The 16,638-nt window shown below is 71.6% G+C and carries 12 protein-coding genes; 3 read left to right on the forward strand and 9 right to left on the reverse strand.

Annotated elements, in window-relative coordinates:
* Positions 1 to 54: 54 nt before the first annotated feature.
* Entirely contained in the window at positions 55 to 2,052 is a 1,998-nt protein-coding gene (locus ACWEPL_RS11395; RefSeq protein ID WP_452435968.1) for a glycosyltransferase family 2 protein, read from the forward strand.
* Here ACWEPL_RS11395 and ACWEPL_RS11400 read toward each other — a convergent pair.
* Genes ACWEPL_RS11400 through ACWEPL_RS11420 form a run of 5 tightly spaced genes read right to left on the reverse strand, consistent with a single transcriptional unit; the run spans position 2,042 to position 8,209 of the window.
* Complete coding sequence (locus ACWEPL_RS11400; protein WP_452435969.1) at positions 2,042 to 3,187, reverse strand: alpha/beta hydrolase family protein; 1,146 nt, start codon at positions 3,185 to 3,187, stop codon at positions 2,042 to 2,044. The genes ACWEPL_RS11395 and ACWEPL_RS11400 overlap by 11 nt on opposite strands.
* Positions 3,187 to 4,188, reverse strand: coding sequence for an alpha/beta fold hydrolase (locus tag ACWEPL_RS11405; protein ID WP_452435970.1), 1,002 nt, complete (start codon positions 4,186 to 4,188; stop codon positions 3,187 to 3,189). Before ACWEPL_RS11405 ends, ACWEPL_RS11400 begins: the two co-directional genes overlap by 1 nt.
* Positions 4,185 to 5,459: an MFS transporter gene (locus ACWEPL_RS11410; RefSeq protein WP_350725671.1), complete on the reverse strand. Its 1,275-nt coding sequence runs from the start codon at positions 5,457 to 5,459 to the stop codon at positions 4,185 to 4,187. The genes ACWEPL_RS11405 and ACWEPL_RS11410 overlap by 4 nt, the downstream gene beginning before the upstream one ends.
* Before the next feature lie 31 nt (positions 5,460 to 5,490).
* Positions 5,491 to 7,413: a helix-turn-helix domain-containing protein gene (locus tag ACWEPL_RS11415; RefSeq protein WP_363970791.1), complete on the reverse strand. Its 1,923-nt coding sequence runs from the start codon at positions 7,411 to 7,413 to the stop codon at positions 5,491 to 5,493.
* Between the two features lie 43 nt (positions 7,414 to 7,456).
* The gene (locus ACWEPL_RS11420; protein ID WP_452435971.1) at positions 7,457 to 8,209 is read right to left on the reverse strand and encodes a 3-hydroxybutyrate dehydrogenase; all 753 of its coding nucleotides are present in this window, start codon (positions 8,207 to 8,209) and stop codon (positions 7,457 to 7,459) included.
* 237 nt (positions 8,210 to 8,446) lie between these two features.
* Between ACWEPL_RS11420 and trpD the strand changes: the two genes are divergently transcribed.
* The gene (gene trpD / locus ACWEPL_RS11425) at positions 8,447 to 9,499 is read left to right on the forward strand and encodes an anthranilate phosphoribosyltransferase (protein WP_363970795.1); all 1,053 of its coding nucleotides are present in this window, start codon (positions 8,447 to 8,449) and stop codon (positions 9,497 to 9,499) included.
* Here the strand turns inward: trpD and ACWEPL_RS11430 are convergent.
* The 3 genes from ACWEPL_RS11430 to ACWEPL_RS11440 are packed head-to-tail and all read right to left on the reverse strand — an operon-like array spanning position 9,493 to position 13,825.
* Complete coding sequence (locus tag ACWEPL_RS11430) at positions 9,493 to 10,881, reverse strand: class II fumarate hydratase (protein WP_452435972.1); 1,389 nt, start codon at positions 10,879 to 10,881, stop codon at positions 9,493 to 9,495. The genes trpD and ACWEPL_RS11430 overlap by 7 nt on opposite strands.
* Before the next feature lie 44 nt (positions 10,882 to 10,925).
* Positions 10,926 to 12,680 carry a serine/threonine-protein kinase gene (locus ACWEPL_RS11435; RefSeq protein ID WP_452435973.1) on the reverse strand — a complete coding sequence of 585 codons (1,755 nt, stop codon included), beginning with the start codon at positions 12,678 to 12,680 and terminating at the stop codon, positions 10,926 to 10,928.
* A gap of 35 nt (positions 12,681 to 12,715) precedes the next feature.
* Positions 12,716 to 13,825, reverse strand: a complete 1,110-nt coding sequence (locus tag ACWEPL_RS11440; RefSeq protein ID WP_363970801.1) for a serine/threonine-protein kinase — start codon at positions 13,823 to 13,825, stop codon at positions 12,716 to 12,718.
* Positions 13,826 to 14,573: 748 nt separating this feature from the next.
* Between ACWEPL_RS11440 and ACWEPL_RS11445 the strand changes: the two genes are divergently transcribed.
* Positions 14,574 to 14,762, forward strand: a complete 189-nt coding sequence (locus ACWEPL_RS11445) for a DUF5999 family protein (RefSeq protein ID WP_350725658.1) — start codon at positions 14,574 to 14,576, stop codon at positions 14,760 to 14,762.
* Between the two features lie 204 nt (positions 14,763 to 14,966).
* Here ACWEPL_RS11445 and ACWEPL_RS11450 read toward each other — a convergent pair whose 3' ends face one another.
* A complete protein-coding gene (locus ACWEPL_RS11450; protein WP_350725656.1) occupies positions 14,967 to 16,619 on the reverse strand; it encodes a fumarate hydratase in 1,653 nt (550 codons plus the stop codon).
* Positions 16,620 to 16,638: the final 19 nt, after the last annotated feature.

Below are 16,638 nucleotides of genomic sequence, written 5' to 3' on the forward strand. Positions count from 1 at the left end.
CTTTAATCGGCAAGCCGCCGCGCCCGAACGTGCATGCGGGCCCACTCTGGCCGCATGGGTGTCAAGGTCAGCGTGATCGTCAATGTCCACAATCCGGGGGCCACCGCCGACGCGTGCATCCGCTCCGCCCTGGAGCAGACGATGCCCCCGGACGCGTACGAAGTGATCTTCGTGGACGACGGCTCCACGGACGGGATCGGCGAGCGCCTCGACACCATCGCCACGACCCGTGACAACGTGAGCGTCCTGCACCTGCCGCACACCGGGACGCCCATGCGCGGCCGCAACGTGGGCCTGGCGGCCGCCGCCGGCGACTACGTCTACTTCCTCGACCAGGGTGACCGCCTGGAGAAGGACGCGGTCGCCCGCATGTACGAGCGTGCCGTGGAGACCGACGCCGACGTGCTGGTCGGCCGCCTGGTCCGCGACTTCGGGCCGCCGATGGCCGCCTTCGAGCGCGGCACGGCCCGCGCCGACATCCTGCGCGACCGCCTGCTCCAACTGCTCGTGCCGCAGCAGCTCTACCGCCGCGCCTTCCTGGAGGAGCACGAGCTGGGGTTCACCGTGCCCGGCGGCAGGATGGCCGAGCAGGCGTTCGTGATGCGGGCCTACCTGCACGCCAAGGTCATCGCCGTGCTGGCCGAGCACGTCTGCTGCCACCTCGGCGACCGGCTCGGGGCCGAGGACGAGCCGCGGGCCATGGTCAAGGAGCTCGACGGGCTGCTCACCGACATCGAGACCTGCGTGGGCGAGGGCCGCCAGCGCGACCGCATGCAGGCCCACTGGTTCCGGTACGCCGTCCTGCGCCCGCTGCTGACCGCCCGCTTCGCCGACTCGTCGGTGGACCGGGGCCTGCACTTCCGGGTGGTGCAGGAGCTGGTCGAGCAGCGGTTCCCGGAGCGGCTCGACCGCTACCTGCCCGTCCAGCTGCGCGTGGTGGCCGCGTACGTGCGCATGGGACGCCTGGACCAGATCGTGCTCCTGTCGAACTCCTCCAAGCGCGCCGGGCTCCGCGCCGACCTGACCGAGATGCGCTGGGACGCCCACGTACTGGTGCTCGCGCTGACCGTGGAGGTCCTTTCGGGCGACGGCACGCCCGACCGGTACCGGGAGGACGGCGAGCGCCTGCACTGGATCCCGCCGCGCTCGCTGGAGACCAAGGCCCTGGACGAGAGCGTCACCGACGTCACCGAGGCGGTCGAGCGGGCCCGCGTCGAGCTGTACGTGCGCCACGCCGAGACGGGAGTGATCCACTTCCTGCCCCTGACCCAGCACGTGGAGCGCATCCAGGACGGCCGCCGCCGGATGCGCGTGCAGATCAGGGGCGAGGCCCAGCTGGACGTGACCGCCGCCGCGGTCGGCGAGCCGCTCAGGCCGGGCCAGTGGGAGGTGCACGTACGCATGTTCGGCGGCGCCAACCAGGCCAGGAGCCGGGTCGGCAGCTCGGCGGGCCCGCTCAACTGCCTGGGCGTGCTGGCCCAGCGGCCCCGGACGCGCCTGGTGGTGCCGTGCTGGACCGACCACGGCGACCTGGGCCTGGCGGTCGAGCCGCGCTCGTTCTCCGAGTCGATCGCCCTGGTGTCGCGTGGGGTGGAGGTCAAGCGGCTCGACGGGCACGCGTACGTCGTGCTGCCGGTGCCGTACGTGCCGCCGAGCGGGGGACCCCCGCTGGAGCTGGTGCTGCGCAGCACCGGGCGGCGCGGCCGCGAGGTGTGCGCGCCCGCCCTGGTCGAGGCCGGGGTGCCGGGCCGGCTCGCGGGACAGCTCGTGGCCAAGGTGCCGGTCAAGCGGATGATGCCGCCACCCGACCAGCTCGGCCCCGGCGCCTGGCTGACGTCGCTGCGTACGGCGGAGGAGGAGATCGGGCTCAGGTTCGCGCTGGAGGTGCGCAGGGGCAAGATCCTGGTGCGGCCCGCCGCCGCGGTCGATCCGGGGCGGCGCTCGCCCATGGGCAGGGACACCGTCCTGTACCGCATCGGCAGGCGGCTGCCCGGCGCGCGTCACATGGTGCGCCTGGCGCGCGCGGGCAGGCACCGCTACCTCAAGGACTGACCCAGCCCTCCAGCTCCTCGAAGGCGCTCCTGAAGGCCGGCAGCATGGGCTTGAGGCGGTCGGGGTAGACGTCCACCAGGCTGTCCAGGTGGTTGCCGCCTTCGACGCGGTGGTAGCGGAACGGCCGGTGCGGGCCGACCATCTTCGCGTAGACGTCGGAGTCGCGGGAGATCGGCAGCAGCGTGTCGAGCGTCCCGTGGATCGTGATCAGCGGCTTGGTGATCCGGCCGGTCAGCGCGATCTTCGCGACGGCCGCGTACGGCTTGCGCCGGTCGTAGTCGTAGTCCGCCGCCGCGCCCTGGTAGGACGGGTCCAGCTCCTTCTGGTAGAGCTGCTGGGTGAGCTCCCAGTAGTACTGCCGGTGGAACGGCCACAGGAACTCCGAGCCCGCCGCGAACCCGGCCGCCCGCACCCCGGCCTCGTCCGGGTACGCCTTCAGCGCGGGCGGCAGGAAGTTCAGCAGGTTGTCGCCCTTGACCCGCCAGAGCGTGCCCTCCCAGTCCACGCCGCCGTCGTAGAGCCAGCCGCGGTTCTCCAGCTGCCATCTGACCAGGTAGCCGCCGTTGGAGATGCCCGCCACGAACGTGCGCTGGGGCTTCCTGCCGTACCGCTGCCTGACGACGGCCTTGGCGGCCACCGTGAGCTGGGTGACCCGGTGGTTCCACTCGGCGATGGCGTCGCCTGGATCGCGGCCGTCCTCGTGGAAGTTCACGCCGACGTTGCCCTTGTCGGTGGCGGCGAACGCGTAGCCCTTGGCCAGCACCCAGTCGGAGATCGTGTAGTCGTTGGCGTACTGCTCCCTGTTGCCCGGGGTGCCGCCGACGACCAGGCCGCCGTTCCAGCGCTCGGGGAGCCTGATCACGAACTGGGAGTCGTGGTTCCAGCCGTGGGTGGCGTTGGTGGTGGAGGTGTCGGGGAAGTAGCCGTCGATCTGGATGCCGGGCACGCCCGTCGGGTTGACCGTGGCGGCCGAGTGCAGCCCGGCCCAGTCGGCCGGGTCGGTGTGGCCGGTCTTCGCGGTGCCCGCCGTGGTCAGGTCGTCCAGCGTGGCCACCACGGCCTGCTCCGCGCCCGGCACCGTGAGCTGCGGGGCCGGGGTGAGCAGGCTCGCGACCAAGGTGAGCGCGACGAGCATCACGCCTCCCCGAGGTGAGCGGTCAGCAGGCGCAGGAACTCTTCGGGGTGCTCCAGGTGCGGGCTGTGGCCGCAGTCGTCGATGACGGCCTCGCGGTACGGGCCGTAGCGCTCCAGCACGGCCCTGGTCTGGGCCACCATGGGCTGGGCCGGGGTGCCGGGGGAGCCGGGCACGACGCCGAGCGCGCCCAGGTGGGCCAGGTCGAAGAACGACGTGTCGGAGACGATCACGTCGTCGGCGCCCCTGATCCACAGGACGGGCGGCTTGGGGTCGATGTCGTGGAGGTCGTCCAGGCGGAAGTGGGTGGGGGCGATGGCGTTGAGGATGCCGAGCTTGCCGGGGGCCACGCCGGGCCACTGCTCCGAGGCGGCGGCGTCGCCCGGGTAGTTGGCCTCGCCGACGCGGGTGGTGAGCATCGAGCGTACGTAGAAGTCCTCGTCGGCGACCTCGGGGTGCTTGACGTACGAGGAGCGGAAGACACTGCGCGGCGACGTGGGGGATTCGTCCGACATGTCGCCCGCTTTGAGCCGGGCCACGAAGTCGGGGTTGGCGGCGCCGGCGCCCGCTCCCGTGCCGTCGGGGTGCGTCAGGCGGCCGTCCGGGCCCTCCGTGCCGCCGAAGCCGTACGGGGAGATCGGGTTGACCAGGGTGACGCTCCTGACGATGGCCGGCCGGTCGCGCAGGACCTGCAGCACGATGCCGCCGCCCAGGCTCCAGCCGACCAGGTGCACCCCGTCCAGGCCCAGCGCCTCGACCAGCTCGATCAGGTCGTCGGACCAGTCGCGCAGGCCCCTCGTGGCGTCCACGGGCGCGGGGTCGCTGTCACCGAACCCGCGCAGGTCGACCGCGAGCGGGCGGTAGCCGCCGGGCAGCGCCGCCATGCTGTCGCGCCAGAAGGCGGCCGAGGAGACGTTCCCGTGCACGAACAGCACCGGCTCGCCGGTGTCCCTGCCCTCGACGGTCAGGACGTTCTGGGTGAGTCTGGGCGTGGTGACCTTCATCGCGCGTGGATCCTTTCGGCCAGGTCGCTGCCCTGGGTCTCGCGGGCGGCGTAGACCGCGCCCAGCGTGAGCAGCGCCGCCAGACCAAGGTAGACCGAGATGGGCAGGCTGCTCGAGTACGACTTCAGCAGCGCGACCGCGATGATCGGGGCCAGCGCGCCGGCCACGATCGCCGACAGCTGCGCGCCGATGGAGACGCCGGTGTAGCGCATCCTCGTGCCGAAGAGCTCGGAGAAGAAGGCCGCCTGCGGGCCGTACATCATGCCGTGGAAGAGCAGGCCGACGGTGATGGCGAGGGTGATCACCAGGAAGTTGCCGGTGTCCACGAGCGGGAAGAACGCGAAGATCCACACTCCGATGCCGGCGGCGCCCGCCAGGTAGATCGGGCGGCGGCCGATCCGGTCCGACAGCGCGCCCCACATGGGGATCGTGACGAAGTGGATGGCCGAGGCGATCAGCACCGCGTTCAGCACGGTGGAGTTCTCGATCTTGACTGACTTGGCGTACGTGATGACGAAGACGGTGAGCAGGTAGAAGGAGATGTTCTCCGCGAGGCGCGCGCCGATCGCGGTGAGCACGTCCTTCCAGTGGTGCCGCAGCACGCCCACGATGGGCGGCGCCTTCTCCGGCGGCGCCTCCTGGAACACCGGCGACTCGGTGATCGTCAGGCGGATCCAGAGGCCGATCAGCACCAGCACGCCCGACAGCAGGAACGGCACCCGCCAGCCCCACGCCAGGAACGCCTCGTCCGACTGCCAGGCGGCCAGGGCCGCCAGCACGCCGGTGGCCAGCAGGTTGCCGCCGGGAGCGCCGGCCTGCGGCCAGGAGGCCCAGAAGCCGCGGCGGGCCGTGTCGCCGTGCTCGGAGACGATCAGCACCGCGCCGCCCCACTCGCCGCCGAGCGCGAAGCCCTGCACGAGCCGGAGCGAGGTCAGCAGCAGCGCCGCGGACGGGCCCAGGGTCTCGTACGTCGGCAGGCAGCCGATCAGGAACGTGGCCGCGCCCATCGTCAGCAGGCTGACGACCAGCAGCGTCTTGCGGCCGATCCGGTCGCCGAAGTGGCCGAAGACCAGGCCGCCGAGCGGACGGGCGACGAATCCGACGGCGTAGGTGAGGAACGCCAGCAGCGTGCCGGTGAGCGGGTCGGACTCGGGGAAGAAGAGCTTGTTGAAGACGAGGGCGGCTGCCGAGCCGTACAGGAAGAAGTCGTACCACTCGATGGTGGTGCCGATCAGGCTCGCGGCGACGATCTTCTTGATGGAAGTGGCCATGCCGGTCACGGTAAGGAGTGACCGGCGTCACTCATATGGGGTCGGGGCCCACAGTCTGTGGGGTGGATGTGTGGCCGAGCCGGTGCAGGCGGAGCGCGAGCTGGATCTCGAGCGCGCGTTCCGGCTCCAGCCAGCCGTCGCCGAGCAGCTTGCCGATCCGGTCGAGCCGCTGCGTGACGGTGTTGACGTGGATGTGCATGGCCTCGGCCGTACGGGAGGGCGAGCCGCCCGAGCCGAAGTAGGCGGCCAGCGTGTCGGCCAGCGCGGTGCCCCTGCGGGCGTCGTAGTCGATCACGGCGCCGAGCACCCGCCCGACGAAGCCGCGCACGTCACGGCCGTCGCCCACGAGCAGCCCGACGAACCCCAGCTCGGCCGCGCTCGCGCCGTCACCCGCCCGTCCGAGCGCGATCAGCGCCTCGGCGCACCTGCGTGCCTCCTGGTAGGCCACCGCCACGTCGCCCGCCACGGCGCCCGCCCCGGGCTCGCCGCCGCCCGGCGGCCGGGCCGGCGCACCGGGGAGGCACACTTTCGACGCGCCCGCCGTCGCGGGCACCTGCAGCGACGCGCTCAACTCGGCGGCGACGCGCTGCGCGATGCCGCCCGCGTTGGCCCCCGGCAGCAGCAGCACCACCTCGCCCGCCCGGCCGGCCGCGAGCCCGTGCCGCAGCGTGGCCTGCGACGAGGCCCAGAACGCGGCCCGTTCCCGCTGGCCCTCATGCCGCACCACGACCACGACGTGCGGCGCCGAGAGATCGACGCCCAGCCGCCGGGCCCGGTCGGCCAGGCCGGGGGAGCCGGGCCGCGAGATCAGGTCGTCGAGCAGCTCGCCCCTGACCCGGCCCTCGGCCTCCGCCACGCTCCGGCGGAACAGCAGCAGCAGCGCGCACACCAGCGCCGCCCGCTCCAGGATGCGTCCGTCGGCGTCGTCGCTGCGCAGGATCAGCGTGCACAGCGGCTCCCCGCCGACGTCCACCGACGCGATCAGCAGGTCGCCCCGCCGCACGGTCCGCCCCAGCGCCCTGGACGCCTGCGCCGACTCGAACACCCCGGCGTCCAGCTCGCCCACGTCACCCGTGAGCGGCCGCCCCAGATCGTCCAGCACGGCCAGTGAGCCGCCGAGCACGTCGGTCACCACGGCCGCCACGTCCTCGATCCCGCCGCCGCGCAGCACCAGCGAGGTCATCCGGTCGTGGGCCAGCGCGGCCCGCTCCACGGCCTCCCCGTGCGCCCTGGCGGTCCTGTGGGCCTGGGAGAGCTCCTCCAGCGCGTTCCTGGTCTCCTGCAGCAGCCTGGCGTTGTCGATCGCGACGGCGGCGTGCGCTGCCAGGCTGGCCAGCAGCGACACCTCCTCCTGGTGGAACGGCCGCGCGCTGCGGTTGGCCGCCATCAGCACGCCGATCACCCGTTGCCCCAGCCGCAGCGGCACGCCCAGGATCGCGACCAGGCCCTCCTCCGTGACGGCCTCGTCGATGTGGTGCTTGTGCCGGAACCTGGCGTCGGCGAAGTAGTCGGCCGTCGAGTACGGGGTGGCCGTCTGCGCGACCAGGCCGCCCAGCCCCGCCCCCATGGCCAGCCGCAACGCCCTGAACTTGGCCGAGATCGACCCGTCGGTGACCCGCATGTACGTGTCGCCCTGCTCGGGGTCGTGCAGCGTCATGTACGCGACGTCGGTGGCCAGCAGCTGCCTGGCCCGGTGCACGATGGCCTCCAGCACGGCGTCGAGGTCGCGCAGCGCGGCCAGGTCGCCGGCCGTGTCGTAGAGGGCCGACAGCTCGGCCTCGCGCCTGGCGCGCCGCTTGAGCAGGTCACGCACCTTGAGCGCCTCGACCTTGGCCTGCTCCAGCTCCTCGATCGTGGCCGGGTCCGCGCCCCGCGCCCTGGCCTCGATGATCGGCCCCTCGAACTCGACCGCCGACGCCTCCCGCGCGAGCAACTCCAGGAACTGCGTGCTCATGGCCTCACTCCGCTCGGCGGCTCGGCCGCTGGGATCCGTAGCACTAGTGCGCCGTCCAGCCGCCGTCCATGGGAAGGGAGACGCCGGTGATGAACGACCCGGCGGGGCCGCAGAGGTAGGCGACCAGCTCGGCCACCTCCTCGGGCTCGATCAGCCGCTTGATCGCGGCGGGCTGCAGCATGATGTTCTCGACGACCTCGTCCGGCTCGATGCCGTGCACTTTAGCCTGGTCGGCGATCTGCGCCTCGACCAGCCCCGTCCGTACGTAGGCGGGGCAGACGCAGGTGGAGGTGACCCCGTGCGGCGCCCCTTCGAGCGCGACGACCTTGGAGAAGCCCTCCAGCCCGTGCTTGGCCGTCGTGTACGCCGACTTGAACGGCGAGGCACGCAGCCCGTGCACGGACGAGATGTTCACGAACCGCCCCCAGCCCCTGGCGTACATGCCGGGCAGCACCTGCCGCGCGATCAGGAACGGCGCCTCGACCATCACCCGCAGGATCGCCGAGAACACCTCGGGCGGGAAGTCCTCGATCGGCGCGACGTGCTGGAAACCGGCGTTGTTCACCACGATGTCGACCGGCTCGTCAGGCAGCGCCGCCACGAACCCGGCATCGCTCAGATCGGCCACCACCGCCACCCCGCCGATCTCGGCGGCGATCTTCTCGGCGGGCTCGGCCCGCAGGTCGACGACCAGTACTTTCGCCCCGTCGGCGGCCAGGCGCCGGGCGCAGGCCGCCCCGATGCCGCCCCCCGCCCCCGTCACAAGCGCGGTCCGCCCCGTCAGCTCCTTCGCCATACCCCGAACCCTAGGCGGTGGCCGCGCCACGACGCATGGGTGCCGGCGACATAGATCCGCGCCGCCCTATGTGGATCACGGCGTCTGCTATCTTGAACGCATGACCGCGTATTCGTCCCAGTGGTGGCCCGCCTCCTAGGCGGACCTCCCAGCGCATACGCACCGGCCGCCTCGACGAGGCGGCCGATCGCATGTCGTACGCGCCCCCGTCGAGCACTGACGAAAGGGGCGCTCACCATGACCACCACCTGGCCAGCACTGCTCACCACGCTGCTCGACGGCAGGTCCCTCACCTCCCTCCAGGCCAAGTGGGCCATGGAGCAGATCATCGGCGAGACGGCCACGGACGCCCAGATCGCCGCGTTCGCGATCGCGCTCCGGGCCAAGGGCGAGAGCGTGGCCGAGGTGTCCGGGCTGGCCGACGGCATGCTCCTGAAATCGGCCGCGATCAGGGTCTCCGGCGACCCCGTGGACCTGGTCGGCACCGGCGGCGACCGCGCCCACACCGTGAACATCTCCACCATGGCCGCCATCGTCGCCGCCGCCGCGGGCGTCAAGGTCGTCAAGCACGGCGGCCGGGCCGCCTCCTCGCTGGCGGGCGCGGCGGACGTGCTGGAGGAGCTGGGCGTGGTCATCGACCTGCCGCCGGCCGCGGTGGTCAGGGTCGCGGACGAGGTCGGCATCACGTTCTGCTTCGCGCCCGCGTTCAACTCCGGGCTGAGACGCACCGCCGGGCCGCGCCGCGAGCTGGGCGTGCCCACGGTCTTCAACTTCCTGGGCCCGCTCACCAACCCGGCCCTGCCGGCCGCTCAGGCGGTCGGCGTCTTCCACCAGGGGATGGCGCCGGTCATCGCGGGCGTGCTGGCCCAGCGCGGCTGCTCCTCGCTGGTCTTCAGGGGCGACGACGGGCTCGACGAGCTCACCACCACGGGCCCCTCCACGATCTGGGTCGTACGCCGGGGCACGGTCACGCCCACCGCCTTCGACCCGGCCGACCTGTCGATCCCGCGGTCGCGCCAGGACGACCTGCGCGGCGGCGACGCCCGGCACAACGCGGCCGTGGCGCGGGCCGTGCTCGCGGGCGAGCGGGGCCCGGTGCGGGACGTCGTCCTGCTCAACGCGGCCGCCGCCGTGGTGGCCGCCGAGGGAACGCCGCCCGCACCCGACCTCACGCCCGCCCTGGGCATGGCCTACAAGCGGGCCGCGGAGGCGGTCGACTCCGGCGCCGCGCTGTCCCTGCTCACCCTGTGGGCGCACGCCACGCAGGCCCAGGCGTCAGCGGGTCACTGAGGCCGGGTCATCGACAACACATCGAGCGCGGCGTCGAGCTGCTCCTCAGTGAGGGTGCCGTCGGCCACGTGGCCGCGCTCGATGACCACCTCGCGGATGGTCTTGCGCTCGGCCAGGGCCTGCTTGGCGATCTTCGCGGCCTCCTCGTAGCCGACGTACCTGTTCAGCGGGGTGACGATCGACGGGGACGACTCGGCGTATTCGCGCAGGCGCTCGACGTTCGCCGTGATGCCGGCGACGCAGCGGTCGGCGAGCAGCCGCGACACGTTCGCCAGCAGCCTGATCGACTCCAGGATGTTGCGCGCGATGATCGGCAGCTGCACGTTCAGCTCGAAGTTGCCGGACGCGCCGGCGAACGTGATCGCCGTGTCGTTGCCGATGACCTGGGCCGCGACCATGGCCGTGGCCTCGGGGAGCACCGGGTTGACCTTGCCGGGCATGATGGACGAGCCGGGCTGCAGGTCGGGCAGGTTGATCTCGGCCAGCCCGGCGCGCGGGCCCGAGCCCATCCAGCGGAGGTCGTTGGCGATCTTGGTCAGCGAGACGGCCACCACCTTGAGCTGGCCCGACAGCTCGACGATCGAGTCCTGCGCGCCCTGGGCCTCGAAATGGTCACCGGCCTCGACGAACGGGATGCCGGTGGCCTCGGCCAGCTTGGCGATGGTCGCCTGAGCGAAGCCCGGCGGGGTGTTGATGCCGGTGCCCACGGCCGTCCCGCCCAGGGGCAGCTCGAGCACGCGCTCAAGGGCCGTCGCGACCCGCAGGACGCCGTTCTCGACCTGGGTGGCGTACCCGCCGAACTCCTGGCCGAGCCTCACCGGGGTCGCGTCCATCAGATGGGTGCGCCCCGACTTCACCACCCCGTCGAACTCGATCGCCTTCTCCCGCAGCACCGCCGCCAGATGCCTGAGCGAGGGCAGCAGGTGGAAGGTCACCTCCGTCGCCGCCGCCACATGGATCGAGGTGGGGAAGACGTCGTTGGACGACTGGGAGGCGTTCACGTGGTCGTTCGGGTGCACGGGACGGCCGAGGCGCTCCTCGGCCAGCGTCGCGATCACCTCGTTGGCGTTCATGTTGGACGAGGTGCCGGAGCCGGTCTGGAAGACGTCGATCGGGAAGTGGGCGTCGTGCTCGTTCTCGGCGACGTCGGCCGCCGCCTGGGCGACGGCCTCGGCCAGGTCCTTGTCGATCACGCCCAGCTCGCCGTTCACCTCGGCGGCCACCGCCTTGATCAGGCCGAGCGCGGCTATGTGGGACGGCTCGAGAGGGCGTCCGGAAACCGGGAAATTCTCCACTGCCCGCTGGGTCTGCGCGCGCCACCTGGCGCCTGCGGGCACGCGCACCTCGCCCATCGAGTCATGCTCGATTCTGAACTCGCTCATGACTTCCAGTCTGACCCACGACCGCCTCACGGCCGCGGCGCGGGTCAGCTGGAGAAGAGCGCGACGATGAGTACGGCGATCACCACGGCGGCCGCGGCGGCCACCGCCATGAGCACCAGCATGCCGTTGCGGTTGCCCGAGGGCTGCTCCGGCTGCCCGGCGATGGCGAACAGGTCGGTCCCCAGGCCCTTGCCCTGCCGCGGGACCTGCTGGCCCCCAGGCGGGGGCGGCGGCTGCTGGGGGCCCGGTTGCCGGGGGGCGGGCTGCCGGCCCGCGGGTGGCGTGGTGGGCGGATAGACCTGCTGGCCGGGCGCGGGCGGGAGCTGGATGCGCGTGGTGACGACCGCACCCTCGTCGCCGGGCCCCTGCGGCGGCCTGCTCTGCTCCGGAGCCGGCGGGAACGGGCCCTTGGGACGCTGGACGCTGACCGTCCGCTCGGGGTCGAACCCCGCTTCAGGAGAGGCTGCGGCTCCTTGAGGGCCGGACTGCGGCTGGCGCTGAGGCGCGGCGTTGCGCGGCACGGTGGGCGTGCCGGGGCTCGTCATCGGCCCGTGCGGCCCCGACGCCGGCCCACGGCCCGGGCCGCCCGGGCCACCGGGCACCTGGCCGCCTGGCGCGCCGACAGGCCCTCTGGGGGCCTGCGCGCCCGGGCCCTGACCTGGGCCCTGGCCTGGGCCCTGACCCCGGCCGGCGGGACCCGGGCCCCAGGGAGCCTGGCCGCCGGGAGCGCCCGCGCCTCCGGGTCCGTACGGCGCGGGGCCGGCGGGCCCGGCCTGGGGGACCGGGGGCTTCTGCACAGGGTTCGTCTGGGCCTGGCCCGGATTCTGCTGGCCCGGATTCTGCTGGGCCGGATTCTTTTGGGCTGGATTCTTTTGGGCTGGATTCTTTTGGGCTGGGTTCTTGCCGGCGAACGGGTCGGGCAAAGCGGCCTCCTGCGCCATGAGAGCCTCAGCCGTGATCGCCGGCATGTCGCTCGTGGGGGTGTCGGCGACCATGCGCAGCAGGGTCTCCGCCTTGGCAGCGTTGAGGCGCTGCCGGTAGTCCTTGTTCAGCAGCCCGTTCAGCACGGGCCGCAGCTGACCTGCCTGCGTGGGCGGGTCGGCGCTCTCGGTGAGCAGCGCCGCCAGCGTCTCCGCGATCGTGGCCCGCTCGTACGCCGGGCGCCCCTCGACGGCGAAGTAGAGCGTCGCCCCGAGCGACCAGATGTCCGACTCGGGGCCGGTGTACTCGCCCCTGGCACGTTCCGGGGCCGTGTAGCCGGGCGAACCGATCACCATGCCCGTTTTCGTCAGCCGCGAGTCGCCCTCGGCCTTGGCGATGCCGAAGTCGGTGAGCACCACGCGCCCGCTCTCCGTGATGAGCACGTTGCCCGGCTTGACGTCGCGGTGGGTGATCCCCTGGGCGTGCGCGGCGCGCAGCGCCCCGAGCAGGTCCACGCCGATCTCCGCCACGAGCCGTGGTGGCAGCGGCCCCTCCTCGTCGATCACCTGCTCCAGCGATCGGGCCTCGATGAGCTCCATGATGATCCACGGGCTGTCGTCCTGGATCAGGACGTCGTGGATGGACGCCACCGAGGGATGGTTGATCCGCGCGGCGATGCGGCCCTCGCGGACCATGCGTTCGCGCAGCTCGGCCCGCTGGTCGTCGGTGAGTCCCGGGTCCTGGCGGATTTCCTTGACCGCCACCTCGCGCCCGAGCGCGCGGTCGCGGGCGCGCCACACGGTGCCCATCGTGCCCCGGCCGAGCGGGGCTATGAGCTCGTAGCGCTCCGCGAGCAGGCGTGTCTGCTGTTCCGGCATGAGAAGAAGATATCGATTCTCGCTTGGGAAGTGCTTTACCCTCGCTTGCGAAGTTCTCTTGGCCAGAACCGTCGAGGAAGGCACAACTTTATCACCGTCGCTTTGAAACGGGCATAAGCGGACGGCGTCGGCCGCGCTTCGACGCGCTTCCTGTGCACGCCCTCACCGGGCTTGCGCTCCTGCCTGGGCACCGGGACAGACAGCGCTGTCGTGGAGACGTCGGCCCTGTGAAGCCCACGATGCGTGGGCCTGCGTGTGAAAGACGGCGGGTTGATGGCCGGCCCGGAACGTACGGGCTTGCGCGGGGCCAGCGGCTCCTCGGCCGAGCCTCCGGCGGCCACCCTGGCCAGCATGAGCGAGGCCCGCACGGAGTCGAGCCTGGTCGCGGGGTCGATCCTGAGCAGCGCGTCAAGCACGGGGGCCAGCGGCCCGGCCTTGGTCATCGGGATCGGCTCGCCACTGGTCAGCGCCGCGAGCGCGGCGGCGGCCGTACGGCGCCCGTGCAGGCCTCTGCCCTCGACGGCGGTGTAGAGGGTCGCGCCGAGCGACCACAGATCGCCCGCCGGGCTGGCCTTCGAGCCCAGCACCCGCTCTGGAGCGATGTATCCCGCGGACCCCAGGACGATGCCCGCCTGGGTGATGGAAACGTCACCTTCCAGTGCGGCCAGACCGAAGTCGGTGAGCACCGCGCGGTCCTCGGTCACCAGCACGTTGCTCGGCTTGACGTCGCGGTGGAGGATCCCCTTGGCGTGCACGGCGCGCAGCGCCCCGAGGATCTGCCGGCCGATCTCGGCGGCCCTGCGCGGGTGGAGCGGTCCCTGCTCCTGGATGAGCTGCTCCAGGGACTTGGCCCGCAGCAGCTCCATCACGATCCACGGCCGGTCGTCCTCGGTGACCACGTCGAAGACGGTGATGACCGAGGGGTGCGCGACCATCGCGGTCGCCCGGCCCTCGCGCTCGGTGCGCGCGCACAGCTCGGCACGCAACTCCTCGTCGAGCACGTTGGGCAGGCGCACTTCCTTGACCGCCACGTCGCGGTCGAGCAACTCGTCATGTGCCCGCCAAACGGTGCCCATGCCGCCGCGTCCGACCGGCTCCATAAGCCGGTAGCGCGCGGCGAGTAGGTAACCGGAGGGCGCACGCATGCCTGGCAGCTTACCTATTTGTGTAAACCGACCAGTAGAGGCGCGGCCGATAAATTGTTGCGAACTTAAGTCAACCCGCCTGACTCGTGACGTCAGCAAACCTCCTGGCCAGATCGGCCCAGTTGATGAGGCCCTGCGGATTCTCGGCGCAGTCCGGGCGCGCGTTCCGATACAGAGGGTAGCCGGGGAGGCTCCCGGACAGGCGCCGGCGAGGCGTGGCCGCGGGGTCCTGCCGTCTCTTGGCAATGTCGAGGGAGTCAGATTGGTCCAGCCGTCGCGGACGGCCTTACCCACGGCCCGCACGGGCCTGCCGTACCGGCTTTCCTGAACGCGTTTGCGCAGCTCGGCGGCGATGTGTGTCGTGCGGCACACTCGCGGGCCCGTTAAATGTGCATGATGCAAGGCAGGGGACTTTCAGGTGTACGGCAGGCTGACGGACAGGAACTGAGGGGCCCCGTCAGCGAGTTGTAAGGGTCCCGTAAGGGGGCGGGGGCATGGTACAGCCATGAGAGAGGGAGTTCTCCCACAGGCCCGCAAAGTGTCGGTGCCCGGCGTCAGAATGAGGGCGAACACCAAGGTTCCACCACTAACGACAGGTCGTTGAAGGACGTGATGAAGATGCGCCAGACCCAGGTTCGCACCCGGCCGAAGAAACCGAGCGGGATCGCTCTGGACCTTCGCACGCCGTCGGGGCGCAAGCTGCCCTTTTGAAAGCCATGAATCAGGAGCGCAATCTGAGAGGTGCGCGATGTGCTGTCACTACCCCGCTTGCCCGAGTGCCGACTCACCCGACCGTGAGGCCTCGCACGTGATCGCGGCCCACCCCGACCAGGGCTGGAGCCTGCTCTGCAACGGCGTCGTGCTGTTCGACGACACCGGTCTGCTGCTGCCCGACGGCACCGTCGTGGCGCCGCACCGGGCCCCGGTGGCCGCCTGAGCCGCACCTCGCCCGCGCCAGGGGCGTATCCGGCTCACTCGCCGCCACCCTCAGCTCACCGCCTCCGCGGCGATCCGGCCTTCCGGGGTGACACCGCCCCCCGGGGCCGGCGACTCTCGCGCCTGGCTCGCCCGTCCGCCGCCATGGCCCCGCCCCACCGGCGGTCGGCCGCGCCGGTGGGTGGAGCCTCAAGGGATCAGGCGGTCAGCGGCGGCCGATCGTCAGCACGGGGCCGGTGCGGTCGGTGAAGAAGTCGTCGCCCTTGTCGTCCACCACGATGAACGCCGGGAAGTCCACGACCTCGATCTTCCACACCGCCTCCATCCCCAGCTCGGGATACTCCAGCACCTCGACCTTCTTGATGCAGTCCTGCGCCAGCCGGGCCGCGGGCCCGCCGATGGAGCCGAGGTAGAACCCGCCGTGCTGCTGGCAGGCCTCCGTGACCTGCTTCGACCGGTTGCCCTTGGCCAGCATGACCATGGAGCCGCCGGCCGCCTGGAAGCGCCCCACGTACGAGTCCATCCGCCCGGCGGTCGTCGGCCCGAACGAGCCCGACGCGTACCCCGAAGGGGTCTTGGCCGGCCCGGCGTAGTAGACGGCGTGGTCCTTCAGGTACTGAGGCATCTCGCCGCCGTTGTCGAGCAGCTCGGCGATCTTGGCGTGGGCGATGTCGCGGGCGACCACGAGGGGGCCGGTCAGGGAGAGGCGGGTCTTGACGGGGTATTTCGTGAGCTCGGCGAGGATCTCGGGCATGGGGCGGTTGAGGTTGATCTGGACGACGTCGTCCGAGAGATGCTCGTCCGTCGTCTCCGGGAGGAACCGCGCCGGGTCCGTCTCCAGCTTCTCGAGGAAGACGCCCTCAGGGGTGATCTTGGCCAGCGCCTGGCGGTCGGCCGAGCAGGAGACCGCGATGGCCACCGGGCAGGAGGCCCCGTGCCGGGGCAGGCGGATGACGCGTACGTCGTGGCAGAAGTACTTGCCGCCGAACTGCGCCCCGATCCCCAGCTTCTGCGTCAGCTCGAAGACCTTGGCCTCCATCTCCAGGTCGCGGAACCCGTGCCCGGACGCCGACCCCTCCGTGGGGATCGAGTCGAGGTAGCGGGCGCTGGCGTACTTGGCGGTCTTCAGCGCGTACTCGGCGGAGGTGCCGCCCACCACGACGGCCAGGTGGTACGGCGGGCAGGCCGCGGTGCCGAGCGAGCGGATCTTCTCCTCCAGGAAGGCCATCATGCGCTTCTCGTTGAGCACGGCCTTGGTCTCCTGGTACAGGAACGACTTGTTGGCCGAGCCGCCGCCCTTGGCCATGAACAGCAGCTTGTACTCGTCCGGGTGGCCGTGCGGGTCCTCGGCGTACAGCTCGATCTGGGCGGGGAGGTTGTTGCCGGTGTTCTTCTCGTCCCACATGTTCAGGGGCGCCATCTGCGAGTAACGCAGGTTGAGCTTGGTGTAGGCGTCGTACACGCCCCGGGAGATGTGCTCGGAGTCGAGCCCGTCGGTCAGCACGTGACGCCCGCGCTTGCCCATGACGATCGCGGTGCCGGTGTCCTGGCACATGGGCAGGACGCCACCGGCGGAGATGGAGGCGTTCTTGAGCAGGTCGAGCGCCACGAAGCGGTCGTTGCCGCTCGACTCGGGGTCGTCGACGATCTTCCGGAGCTGGGCGAGGTGCGAGGCCCGCAGGAAGTGGGAGATGTCGTGGATGGCCGTCTCGGTCAGCAGCCGCAGCGCCTCCGGCTCGACCTCGAGGAACGTACGCCCGGCCGCCTCGACCTTCCGCACCCCCTCCGACGTGATCAGCCGATACTCGGTCTCATCGGCTCCCAGCGGCAGCAGGTCGGTGTAGTCGAACTCGCCCATGTCCATCCTTTCGGTCCCC

This window comes from Nonomuraea sp. NPDC004186, from assembly GCF_053603495.1.